This is a genomic window from Pseudomonas asplenii (assembly GCF_001293465.1).
Taxonomy (GTDB): Bacteria; Pseudomonadota; Gammaproteobacteria; order Pseudomonadales; family Pseudomonadaceae; genus Aquipseudomonas; species Aquipseudomonas fuscovaginae_B.
The window spans coordinates 92537-104513 of sequence record NZ_JSYZ01000019.1; the positions used below are offsets into that span (position 1 = coordinate 92537).

11 protein-coding genes are annotated in these 11977 nt (G+C 65.0%); 4 read left to right on the plus strand and 7 right to left on the minus strand.

The genetic code is table 11. The features are described from left to right. Positions 1–57 precede the first annotated feature (57 nt). From PF66_RS23760 to PF66_RS23785, 6 genes are read right to left on the minus strand one after another with little or no spacing between them, the layout of a single operon-like run. Complete coding sequence (locus tag PF66_RS23760; protein WP_054063989.1) at positions 58–1389, minus strand: DUF58 domain-containing protein; 1332 nt, start codon at positions 1387–1389, stop codon at positions 58–60. 13 nt (positions 1390–1402) lie between these two features. Beyond that, a complete protein-coding gene (locus PF66_RS23765; RefSeq protein ID WP_054063990.1) occupies positions 1403–2419 on the minus strand; it encodes an AAA family ATPase in 1017 nt (338 codons plus the stop codon). Further along, positions 2416–3579, minus strand: coding sequence for a DUF4350 domain-containing protein (locus tag PF66_RS23770; protein WP_054063991.1), 1164 nt, complete (start codon positions 3577–3579; stop codon positions 2416–2418). Before PF66_RS23770 ends, PF66_RS23765 begins: the two co-directional genes overlap by 4 nt. Next, complete coding sequence (locus PF66_RS23775; protein WP_054063992.1) at positions 3576–5108, minus strand: DUF4129 domain-containing protein; 1533 nt, start codon at positions 5106–5108, stop codon at positions 3576–3578. The genes PF66_RS23770 and PF66_RS23775 overlap by 4 nt, the downstream gene beginning before the upstream one ends. Continuing rightward, a complete protein-coding gene (locus PF66_RS23780) occupies positions 5095–6075 on the minus strand; it encodes a stage II sporulation protein M (protein ID WP_054063993.1) in 981 nt (326 codons plus the stop codon). Before PF66_RS23780 ends, PF66_RS23775 begins: the two co-directional genes overlap by 14 nt. After that, complete coding sequence (locus PF66_RS23785) at positions 6072–6797, minus strand: RDD family protein (protein ID WP_054064103.1); 726 nt, start codon at positions 6795–6797, stop codon at positions 6072–6074. The genes PF66_RS23780 and PF66_RS23785 overlap by 4 nt, the downstream gene beginning before the upstream one ends. Before the next feature lie 162 nt (positions 6798–6959). Here PF66_RS23785 and sbcB point away from each other — a divergent pair, with 162 nt between their 5' ends. Next, the gene (gene sbcB / locus PF66_RS23790; RefSeq protein WP_054063994.1) at positions 6960–8426 is read left to right on the plus strand and encodes an exodeoxyribonuclease I; all 1467 of its coding nucleotides are present in this window, start codon (positions 6960–6962) and stop codon (positions 8424–8426) included. Positions 8427–8488: 62 nt separating this feature from the next. Here the strand turns inward: sbcB and mvaT are convergent, their stop codons facing one another. Next, entirely contained in the window at positions 8489–8866 is a 378-nt protein-coding gene (mvaT, locus tag PF66_RS23795; protein ID WP_054061133.1) for a histone-like nucleoid-structuring protein MvaT, read from the minus strand. A 328-nt stretch (positions 8867–9194) separates the two neighbouring features. Between mvaT and purU the strand changes: the two genes are divergently transcribed. The 3 genes from purU (at position 9195) to PF66_RS23805 (ending at position 11977) form a co-directional block, all read left to right on the plus strand. Next, positions 9195–10043, plus strand: coding sequence for a formyltetrahydrofolate deformylase (gene purU, locus PF66_RS23800; protein WP_054061143.1), 849 nt, complete (start codon positions 9195–9197; stop codon positions 10041–10043). A 41-nt stretch (positions 10044–10084) separates the two neighbouring features. Further along, entirely contained in the window at positions 10085–10261 is a 177-nt protein-coding gene (locus PF66_RS33225) for a hypothetical protein (RefSeq protein ID WP_192842815.1), read from the plus strand. A gap of 228 nt (positions 10262–10489) precedes the next feature. Next, positions 10490–11977 carry a helicase HerA-like domain-containing protein gene (locus tag PF66_RS23805; RefSeq protein WP_054063995.1) on the plus strand — a complete coding sequence of 496 codons (1488 nt, stop codon included), beginning with the start codon at positions 10490–10492 and terminating at the stop codon, positions 11975–11977.

The window sequence follows — 11977 nt, forward strand, 5'->3', positions numbered from 1 at the left end:
ATTCCGAGCCGGTTTTTAACGCCGCATAACCAAGTTTCAAGCGATCTCGTACATAGCCTAGAGGGTGCCGGCCTTTTTCCAGCTCAGATAGCGGCTGACCAGTTCGGCACCGAGCTCGCCCGGGCGGGCATCGAGCACCGGTACGCCGTGAGCGTTCAGCCGCTCATGCAGGTGGGCGCGGGCATTGAGGTAATCGACCATGCCGCAGTAGGCGAGGGCCTCGTCCAGCGTCTGCACCGGGTTCTGGCATAGCTGGTCGAGGATTTCCTCGCGCAGGCTGGCCACCAGCACGCGATGCTGGCGACCCAGGCGCTTGACCGCCGTCAGCAACTCCTCGTCGTCCTCATCACGCAGGTTGGTGATCAGCACCACCAGAGCCCGGCGTTTCTGTCGGGCCAGGACCTGACTCACCGCCGCCTGGTAATCCGCCGGGCGCTGGCTGCTGTCCAGGTCGTAGACGGCATTGAGCAGCAGGTTGAGCTGGCCCTGGCCCTTGACCGGCGCGAGGAAGCGCGGCTGGTCGCCGGCAAAGGTGCTCAGGCCGACCGCATCGCCCTGGCGCAAGGCGACATGGCTGAGCAGCAGGCAGGCATTGAGCGCGTGGTCGAAATGCGCCAGTTCGCCATCCTGGCTGCGCATCCGGCGGCCGCAATCGAGCATGAAGATGATCTGCTGATCGCGCTCATCCTGATATTCGCGGGCAATCGGCGTGCGTTGCCGGGCGGTGGCCTTCCAGTCGATCTGGCGCAGGCTGTCACCCTCGCGGAATTCGCGCAACTGATTGAATTCCAGGCCCAGTCCGCGGCGCTGGCGTTGGCGCACCCCGAGCTGGCTGAGCCAGTTGTCCACCGCCAGCAGGCGTGCGCCGTAGAGGCGGGCGAAATCCGGGTAGACCCGGGTGGCGTCATCGAGCGCCAGATAACGCCGCCCGGACCAGAGCCCCAGCGGGCTCGGCAGCTGGATTTCGCAGCGTTCGAAGGTGAAATGCCCACGGCGTACGGGGCGCACGCGGTAGCCCAGCTCGCCCTTTTCCCCCGGCCGCAGGACGATGGACTGCGGCAGGTGCTCGAAGCCCAGGCCCTCGGGGACGTGGTCGAAGACCTGCAGCCGCAGTGCCTGCGGATAATCGTGCTGCAGCTCGATGCGGATCTCGCCCCAGCGACCCAGCGCCAGGCTGCCGGGTACCTGCCGTAACAGGCGTGGTGACGGCAGGCGCCGCAGCCGCGCGGCATCGAGCGAAGCCAGCAGCAACAGCGCCAGCAGCAGTCCCCAGCCAATCGAGTCGAGACTTTCCGGCAGTTCGACGGCGAGTGCCTTGAGCGAGCCGAGCAGGATGCCGAGCCCGAGCAGCACGCCCAGCCAGGTCAGCAGCAGTCGTGACGGTTTCATCGCGGGTGCCTGCTCACAGGCGTGGTGCCGGGACCTGGTCGAGCAGTTGCCGCAGCACCTGTTCGACCGACAGGCCTTCTATGTCCAGTTCCGCAGCGATACGCACCCGATGGCGCAAGACGGCCAGGGCACAGCCCTTCACATCGTCCGGGATCACGAACTCGCCACCGCGCAACAGGGCGCGGGCACGGGCGCCGCGCACCAGGGCGATCGAGGCGCGGGGGCCGGCGCCAAGGGTCAGGCCGGGCCAGCTGCGGGTGGCGCGGGCCAGGCGCACGGCATAGTCGAGGACCTGCCCGTCCAGCGGCAGGTCGCTGGCAATACGTTGCACGACCAGCACGTCCTTGGCCTGCAGCACGGTGCGCAGCGGCTGCACGTCGAGCATGTCGGCCCTGGTCGAGCGGGCGACCTGGCGGACCATCTCCAGTTCCTGTTCGGCATCGGGGTAGTCCATGCGCAGCTTGAGCATGAAACGGTCCAGTTCGGCCTCGGGCAACGGGTAGGTGCCTTCCTGTTCGATCGGGTTCTGCGTCGCCAGCACCATGAACGGCTGGGCGATGGGCAGTGCGCGTCCCTCCAGGGTGACCTGGCGCTCCTGCATGGCTTCGAGCAACGCCGCCTGGGTTTTCGCCGGGGCCCGGTTGATCTCGTCCGCCAGCAGCAGGTTGGTGAACAGCGGCCCCTTGCGCAGCTTGAACTGTTCGGTCTGCAGGTCGTAGACCGCGTGGCCGGTGACGTCGCTGGGCATCAGGTCCGGGGTGAACTGGATGCGCGCGAACTCGCCGCCGAAACAGCGGGCCAGTGCGCGCACCAGCAGGGTCTTGCCGAGTCCGGGAACGCCTTCGAGCAGGACGTGGCCACCGGCGATCAGCGCGGTGAGCACATCGTCGATCACCGCGTCCTGGCCGATCAGGGCCTTGCGCAGCTCATGGCGCACGGCCTGGACCAGTTGGCTGGCGCGGTGGCGCTGCTGCAGGGCATGGGCTTCGGCGTCGACCGGGGTCGACGGTTCCGTTGGATGTTCGCTCATAGGGCATTCCTGAGAGTTTGCAGGTGGGCGACCTGGCGGCTGAAGTCGGCGCTGGACAGCCGCTGTTTCGGCCGCGGGCGCAAGGCCTGGCTGATGGCGCTGATGGGTTGGCGGGTCAGGCGGGCGAGCACCTGCCACTGGTCGGCGACGGCCAGTCGTTCGAAACCGGGGTGGCGCCTGCGGGCACGGCGCAGGATGTCCTGTTGCAGGACCCGCAGCAACGCCTGCTGGCCACTGCGGCGCAACAGGAAGTCGGCGCTGGCCCGCAGGTGTTCCTGCAATTGTCGACGAGCTTTCGGTGCCGGCGCCTGCAAGGGGCCATGACGCAGGCCGACATGCCACAGCCACAAGGCAATCAGCGCGGCGAGGGCCGTCAGCGCCTGGGGGAAGTAGCGCAGCAGCAGGCTGAACAGACTGTCGTGGGCGGTGTTGAACAGCAGGGTGACGGCACTGTCCTGAGCCAGGTACCAGAGCAGCCAGGCGTTGTCGTAGCGGCCGATGGCGGCGTTGGTCCAGAGGTCGGCGTCGGTCAGTACGGTGACCGAGCCCAGGCCGTAATTCATCTGCATCAGATGGGTGGAGGTGGCGCTGTTGGCCCAGGATTGCACCAGGTTCTTCGGATCGGACAGATGGAAGGCGGTGTCGAAGCTGAAGTAGGCGGGGGCTTCTTCATCCTCAAGGTACATGCGGGTCAGTTTCGGGTAGTACGGGTCTTCGGGTTCCGGTCCGTCGCCCTTGAGGTCCCGGCTCAGGGTCTGGCGCAGTTGCACACGGTCCAGCAGCAGGTCACCGCTGCGTCCCAGTTTCGGGTCCCACAGCGCTTGGGCGACGAACAGCAGGCGTCCGCCGGCCCGTGCCCAGTTGAGCACCTGGTCGGCCTGGCGTGGGGTCATGTCCGAGCGATCGCCCAGCAGCATCAGGGTGTGGTGGCGCGGCTCGAGGTCCGGCAGGATGCGCAGATCGTTGGCATGGCTGACCGCGAGACCCCGCTCGCGCAGAAAGCTTTCCGCGGCGAGATAGGGATAGGCGCGGGCCTCGGGCGAGGGGCCATGGTCGATGACCACCTCATGGGGTTCCACCCGGTGATAGACGTACAGGCCCAGGCCGAGCAGCAGGCCGCCGATCAGTCCGGTGCCGAGCAACCAGGAGCGGCGCTTCATGGGCGCACCTGCGGGCCGAACAGCACGCGCCAGCCGTTGCACAACTGCTGTTGCAGGTGAGGCGGCGGCAGGTGGTGGCCGTAGGCGAGATTCTGCCAGTGGTCGGTGAGTTGCTGGCTGAAGGCCTGGAGTGCCGGTTGCTGCAGTTGCGCGACCCGTGCCAGGACCTGGCCCTCGGTGTCGGCGCTTTTCAGCGGCAGTTGGAAATCATGCAGCAGGCGGCTCAGCAGGCCGCGATAGAGCAGGCTCATGGCCTCGCGTGGCTGGCTGGGCCAGAGCGCTTCGGCGCTGGCGGCGATGTCCTCGGGCAGGCTGTCGACGCCCAGTTCGAGACCGAACAACTGCGCCGGGGCATCGCCCCGTGGTTTGGCCGGTGGCTTCGGGCGGCGGCTGACGAAGGTCTGCAGCCAGTCGCGGTAACGCCAGAGCAGCCAGGCGGTCAGGCCGAATACCGTGCCCCAGAGCAGCACCGACAGGCCATCGGCGAGTCGGCCGAAAGTGTGGCTGTCGAGCAGGCCAAGCAGGCTCTGCAGCCAGCCGGGAGTCGCCTTGGGGTGTGGTTCTTCGGGAGGTTGCGTCAATCGCCAGCGGGTGATGGTTTCCCGGTTCCTGAAGGGGGGCGCGTCCAGCAACCGGGTGATCGAGTCATGGGCCTGCTGACTGCTCAGCGGTTGTTGCAGCAGGCGCGGACTGTTCGGTGCTGGCGGTTCGGCGGCCAGGCTCGGGCTCGGACTGCCGATCAGCAGCAGGCCGCCGATCATCAGGCTGGCAATGGCCGGTGCCAGTCGCTGGCGCAGTTGGCGGAAGATCAGCTCGATGTCCCAGGCCTCCAGCACGGTGCGCCGGTTCAGGTAGAGGCTGAAGCCGCAGGCGACGTAGACCGGCTCCCAGGCAATCAGCACCAGGGCGTAGAACAGATTGGTCAGGTGCTCCAGCCACCACCAGTCGAATTGGGCGGCGAACACCACTTTCTGCCAGTCCCAGTCGAGTTCGACCTGGCGCGGCAGCAAGAGATAGAAGAGTGCCATGCAGCCGATCCACAGCACCGTTTCCAGATGCACGCCGATCAGCGTCAGCCAGTGGGCGCCACGGCTCGCCTGGGGCAGCAGGACGCGCAGGCGTTGCTGGCGGGCCTCGCCGCCGAGCCCTTCGAGCTGCTGCACGGGCAGGGTGAAGCTGCGGCTCATGCTCAGGCGGCGCCAGGTCAGGCTCGCCAGCAGTTGCGGCTTGAGCAGTCGGGGCCAGGCCTGCAGCGCCTGTTTCAAAGTCGGGGTGTCGCCGAACAGCGCCCTGGACAGGATGTGCAGCGGCAAGCGTTCGAAGGCCGGCTTGAGCCACCAGAACAGCAGTAGGGCAATCGACGGGTGTTCCCAGAACAGCAGGCTGAGCAGGGCGAAGACCGGCAGGGTGACGATCGCCCAACTGATCATCAGCAGGCCACGGTGTTGCCGTGCGAGCAGGATGCCCAGGTCCATGGCCTCCCAGGTGCTGCGCGGGCGGATCGCGACGCTGGCGTCAGTCAGGCGCATGGCGGTTCCGTCCGGCGCAGAGCAGATAGCCGCCGACCAGCAGCCACAGGCCGCCGCCCACCAGGTACTTCACCGTGTTCGTCGGCTGGGTCAGGGAGGACCAGTAGGCTTCGATGAAGGCGGCGATCAGCAGGAACAGGATGACCCCGGCAACCAGGCGAATACTGCTTTTCGCCGCCAGGCGCAGGGCTTCGCCGCGGGGCAGGCGGCCTGGCGCCAGCAGCGACCAGCCCAGTTGCAGCCCGGCAGCGCCGGCCAGGGCGATGGCGGTCAGCTCGAAGGCACCATGGCCGATGACGAAGGACCAGAAGGTCTGACCGAAACCGATCTGGGTCAGGTGGCCGGCCACTGCACCGATCGTCAGGCCATTGAACAGCAGGAAGAACAGGCTGCCGAGGCCGAACAGCAGGCCGCCGGCGAAGGTCTGGAAGGCAATGCCGATGTTGTTCATGATGTAGTAGCCGAACATCGCCCAGTCCTCGCTGGAGGCCCGGGCGGCGGTGCGACCCAGTCGGCTGGCGTCGGGATCGTACATGCTCTGCATGTCGGCGACCTGCTGCGGGCTGACGACGCTGTAGACCAGGTCCGGGAACAGGTAGACCAGTACGCCGGTCAGCAGCAGGCTGCCGAAGAACAGCAGGCAGGCCGCCAGGACGAACGGCCATTGCTGGCGCACCAGTCGGGGAAAATCGGCAAGGACGAAGCCCAGCAACTGGCCGCCCAGGCGGCTGCGATGCCGGTAGAGTTGCTGGTGCCCGCGCAGGGCCAGTTGCTGCAGCGGGTCGACCAGGTGACTGCTGTAGCCGCGTTCCCGGGCCAGGGCCAGTTGATGGCACAGCCGCCGATAGGCTGTGGGAAACTCCGTGCTCGCATCGGCCTTGGCCTTGCCGCGCTCGAGTTGCTCGAGCAGCTCGCCGAAACGTTGCCACTCGGGCTGGTGGCGGCTTTCGAACAGACCCTGTTTCATGTCGGCCCCAACAGGCCGCGGGCAATGCCGTTCAGCTCGCTCACCGCCAGCGACGGTGGCACCCGCAGTACCGGGGCCAGCAGGCTGGCCAGTTCCTCGACCCGCTCGGCGGACAGTTCGCCCTGGCGCTCGGCAAAGCTCAGCAGGGCCCGCTGCTCGTGCAGGCGCAGGGCGAATGCCGCGGTGCGTGGCATGGCATCAGGCAGGCTGGGGCGTTTCAACGCCTGTTCGCGGTAGATCACCAGGGTGCCGCCGGCCAGGTCACCGAGGCGCTTGAACGCCGGGTGCTGCAGGCAACTGAGTGCGCCCAGGCAGTAGCCGAACGGCAGCATGTCGACGAAGCGCAGCAGGTTGCGGGTCAGCGAGGCGGACCAGCCGATCGGCGTACCGTCGTCGTGCACCACCCGCAGCCCCATCAGTTGCTTGCCGGGCGAACGGCCCTGGTTGAGCACTTCGAACAGCACCATGTACCACCAACTGACCAGGAACAGCAGGATCGAGCCGAGTCCGGCGCCCAGCTTGTCCAGCAGCGCCAGGACCGACAGCAGCACCCCGAGGATCACGCCACGTACGCCCAGGTCGATGGCGAAGGCGACCGCCCGCGCCGGCAGGCCGGCCGGGCGCAGGGGCAGGTCGATACCCTCCGGGGTTTCGACCTGGTGACGGGTGTCCAGTGGCGTTGGCAGCGGTGCATTCCTTGTCAGGCGTGAAGTCTGGCACATGATCGGCATGTGGGCCGATCCTAGCCAGCGCTGGCGGGCTGCGCAACTGAACTCTTGCTGCGCGGCCCTGCAATCGCTTGTATGGATAAGTTGTGCCGTGCGTCTGGCCCAGCGGACGGTCGAGCGCCTAGACTGCTGCAGTCTTTTGTTCAGGAATCCGCCGTGACCTCCATCTTCTGGTACGACTACGAAACCACCGGGATCAATCCGCGCAACGATCGCGCCCTGCAGGTGGCAGGCATCCGTACCGATGCCGAGCTCAACGAGATCGATGAACCGGTCAACCTCTATTGCCGGCCCAGCGAGGACATCCTGCCTCATCCGGCGGCCTGCCTGATTACCGGTATCACCCCGGGCCTGCTGGCCAGCCAGGGCCTGGACGAGGCCGATTTCATGACGCGGGTGCACGCCCAACTGGCGCGGCCGGGGACCTGCGGCGCCGGCTACAACACCTTGCGTTTCGACGATGAGGTGACCCGCTACAGCCTGTATCGGAATTTCTTCGATCCTTATGCCCGCGAATGGCAGGGGGGCAACAGCCGCTGGGATCTGATCGACGTGGTGCGTACCGCCTATGCGCTGCGTCCGGAGGGGATCGTCTGGCCGCAGGAGGACGGGCGGGTGACCCTCAGGCTGGAGCGGCTGACCGCGGCCAACGGCATCGACCATGGTCATGCCCACGAGGCCCTCTCCGATGTGCGGGCGACCATCGCCCTGGCCCGGCTGATCCGGGAAAGGCAGCCGCGGCTGTATGACTGGCTGTTCCAGTTGCGCAGCAAGCAGCGTGTGCTCGATCAGATTCGCCTGTTGCAGCCCATGGTGCATATCTCCGGGCGTTTTTCCGCCGCCCGCAGCTACCTGGGGGTGGTTCTGCCGCTGGCCTGGCATCCACGCAACCGCAACGCATTGATCGTCTGTGACCTGCATGAGGATCCGCAGCCGCTGCTGGACCTCGATGCCGAGTCGTTGCGTCGACATCTTTATACCCGCCGCGAGGACATGGCCGAGGGGCAATTGCCGGTACCGCTCAAGTTGATTCATGTCAATCGCTGCCCGGTAGTGGCGCCGATGAATGTTTTGCGCGAGCCGGACCGGCAGCGCCTGCAACTGGATATGGCGCTTTATGAATCCCGGAGCCTGCGACTGAATGCCGCACAGGAAGTTTGGCGGGATAAAGTCCAGGCGATTTACGCGGCCGAGGATTTCACGCCCAGCGAGGACCCGGAGCAGCAGTTATACGACGGTTTTCTCGGTGACCGGGATCGTCGTTTATGTGAACAAGTCCGCAATTCCGGGCCCGAGCAACTGGCTCGCGATCAGTGGCCTTTCGATGATGAGCGCTTGCCTGAATTACTTTTCCGTTATCGCGCGCGCAACTTTCCCGGGAGCTTGAGTGAAGAAGAGCAACAGCGCTGGCAGAGGTTTTGCCGAGAGCGCCTGAGTGACGCCAGCCGGGGCGCGCCGAATACCCTGGAGCAATTTCGGCAGGCACTCGCCAGCAGTTTTTCCAATGCCACGGCGGAGCAGGCAAAAGTGCTCGACGAATGGCAGCATCATGCACAGTATTTGTGCGCTCGTTTTAACGTCTCGCTGGACCGAACAGGCCGGCAGGGGAAAACGAGTCAATAAAAAAACGCCAGCAAGCTGGCGTTTTTCTGACGGAGCGCGAGGCTCTACGACGGGTCTTTCGCTTAGCCCAGCAGAGTGGCCCAGCTTTCAACCACGTCACCACCCCACTTGGCTTTCCACTCTTTCAGAGTCTTGTGGTTGCCACCTTTGGTTTCGATGACTTCGCCGTTGTGCGGGTTCTTGTACTGCTTGACCTTGCGCGCACGCTTGGTACCGGTAGTTTTGACCGCGCCGCCACGTGGGGCTTTTTCCTTGGCGTGTGGGTCGAGGATCAGTTGGCAGTCGCGCAGCGACTTGCCGTACTTGGCCAGCAGGGCGCGCAGTTGCTCTTCGAACTCCATTTCCTTTTTCAGGGCGCCGTCTTTTTCCATCGCAGCCATCTGCGCTTGCAGTTCTTTGATAGCTTCTTCAGTGGCGCGATATTTGTTGATCAGGGACATGAGGACTACCTTATGTGATTCGTGTATGACAGGGACAGTGCTGTAATAGTAGTCAGACAATTTGCCTAAGTAAACAAGTAAGAGAATGTTTGTTGCATTTGATACTTTAAACTTTGTCGATTGCCGATGTGTGCCAGTTAGATGTTGTGCCCGGCTCCCCTGAAAATAGTCTGGCGCGTGGGAGGGCTGAACTATCGGAATTGCCACGGGGCCTGTAGCTGTATGCGTCCGGTGAGGCCCGGCCGGTGTGCTCTTGCAAGGAATACTGCAGTTTTGCCGCGCAATCGCTAGAATGGCCGCCTTTGCGAAGTTCTGGAGTTTCCCCCTCATGCGCACTTTCCGGCTGGTGATCGCTTGCCCCGACCGCGTTGGCATCGTTGCCAAAGTCAGTAATTTCCTGGCGTCCTACAACGGCTGGATCACCGAAGCGAGCCATCATTCCGATAATCAGAGCGGCTGGTTCTTCATGCGTCACGAAATTCGTGCCGACAGCCTGCCGTTCGGCCTGGAGGCTTTCCGCGAGGCGTTTGCGCCGATCGCCGAAGAGTTTTCCATGACCTGGCGTATCACCGACACCGAGCAGAAGAAGCGCGTGGTGCTGATGGCCAGCCGCGAGTCCCACTGCCTGGCCGACCTGCTGCACCGCTGGCACAGCGACGAGCTGGACTGCGATATCGCCTGCGTGATCTCCAACCACGACGACCTGCGCAGCATGGTCGAATGGCACGGTATCCCCTACTACCACGTGCCGGTGAATCCGCAGGACAAGGCGCCGGCGTTCGCCGAAGTCTCGCGCCTGGTCAAGCACCATGAAGCCGATGTGGTGGTGTTGGCGCGCTACATGCAGATCCTGCCGCCGCAGTTGTGCCAGGAGTATGCTCACCAGGTGATCAACATCCACCACAGCTTCCTGCCGTCGTTCGTCGGTGCCAAGCCCTACCACCAGGCCTCGATGCGTGGGGTGAAGCTGATCGGCGCGACCTGCCACTACGTGACCGAAGAGCTGGACGCCGGTCCGATCATCGAGCAGGACGTGGTTCGGGTCAGCCACAGTGATAGTATCGAAGACATGGTGCGTTTCGGCCGCGATGTCGAGAAGATGGTGCTGGCCCGTGGCCTGCGTTACCACCTGGAAGACCGTGTGCTGGTGCACGGCAACAAGACCGTGGTGTTCTGATAGCCGTTTGATAGCCCGCTGGCGGGCCTGGAGGTTTGATCATGGGCGACCCACTCGACAAGGCCACCTCCAAGGCACCGCCGACCCTCGGTGAAGGCTGCCTCAGCCGTTACGACCCCGAGGCCATGAGCAGCGAGGACGGCACCGAGTTTCCCGGTGCCGCCGAACTCTGGCGGCAGATGCAGGAAGCCCCTGCAACCGACAAGCCCGCATCCTGAGCCCAGGCCTGTTCCCTTTCCGATATCCCCCCTACCGAGCCCGATGCTGAGCTCAGGATTCCAGTGGCCAGGCATGCGATGGAAGGTTGCGTGCGCCGAGCCGGATTGAGCCTAAGCTGATAAGGCCTCTGCTCCCCAGGGGACGTGCGGTTCGTGCTGTCGAGCGTTTGCGGATCGATCCCCTCGTTTTCAGTTGGGCAGGCTCAAGAATCGATTGGGGGAGATGACATGAATGATGCTTCGCAGCTTGTGTTCGGCGCCGGCCCCGATGGTCTCGCCGTCGGCCAGGCCTTGCGCCTGGGCAATCGCCACGGTCTGATCGCCGGTGCGACCGGAACCGGCAAGACCGTCACCCTGCAGCGCCTCGCGGAGGCGTTCAGCGAGGCTGGCGTTGCGGTGTTCGCAGCGGATATCAAGGGCGATCTCTGTGGCCTCGGAGCTGCGGGCAATCCCCAGGGCAAGATTGCCGAACGGATCGCCGGCATGCCCTGGCTCGACTATAAGGCTGGGGGTTACCCACTGACCTTGTGGGATATCCACGGGCAGTCCGGTCATCCGTTGCGTACAACCCTGAGCGAGATGGGGCCTTTGCTGATCGGTGCCTTGCTGGAACTGACGGACAGCCAGCAGTCGGCATTGTACGCCGCCTTCAAGGTGGCCGATCGCGAAGGCTTGCTGTTGCTGGACCTGAAGGACCTCAAGGCCCTGCTCAATCATCTCAAGGAGCATCCGCAACTGCTGGGTGAGGACGCGGCCCTGATGACCACCGGCTCCAGCCAGGCGTTGCTGCGGCGCCTGGCCACCCTGGAGCAGCAGGGCGCCGAGGCCTTGTTCGGTGAGCCGGCCCTGCAACTGGAGGATATCCTGCAGCCGGCCGGCGACGGTCGTGGGCGGATTCATCTGCTCGATGCCAGCCGTCTGGTGCATGAGGCGCCCAAGGTCTATGCGACCTTCCTGTTGTGGCTGCTGGCGGAATTGTTCGAGCAGTTGCCCGAGCGTGGCGATGCCGACAAGCCGCTGCTAGCACTGTTTTTCGACGAAGCGCACCTGCTGTTCGCCGGAACCCCCAAAGCCCTGCAGGACCGCCTGGAGCAGGTTGTCCGGCTGATTCGCTCGAAGGGGGTCGGGGTATTCTTCGTCACCCAGTCGCCGGGTGATCTGCCCGACAGCATCCTGGCGCAGTTGGGTTTGCGTATCCAGCATGGCTTGCGTGCCTTCACCGCGCGGGAACAGAAGTCGTTGCGGGCCGTTGCCGAGGGCTTTCGTCCCAATCCGGCGTTCGATGCCTTGTCGGTGCTGACGGAACTGGGGATCGGCGAAGCGCTGGTGGGAACCTTGCAGGACAAGGGCACGCCGGCCATGGTCCAGCGCGTCTTGATCGCGCCGCCACAGTCGCGGATAGGCCCGTTGAACGGGGCCGAGCGAGCGGCGCTGATCGCCGGCTCGCCGCTGCTCGGTCGATATGACCGGCCCATCGATCGTGAGTCGGCCTATGAAATCCTCCTGGCTCGCAACACGCCGGGGGCGGAGCCTGTGTCTCCCATTGACAAGCCGGCTGGCGAAGACCCGAGCCTGGCGGACAAGGCGGGCGAGTTTCTTGGGTCGGTGGCCGGGCAGGCGCTCAAGTCCGCCGTGCGCCAGGCCGCCAATCAGTTGGGGCGACAACTGGTGCGCGGCTTGATGGGCTCGCTGCTCGGTGGCAGCAAGCGGCGCTGA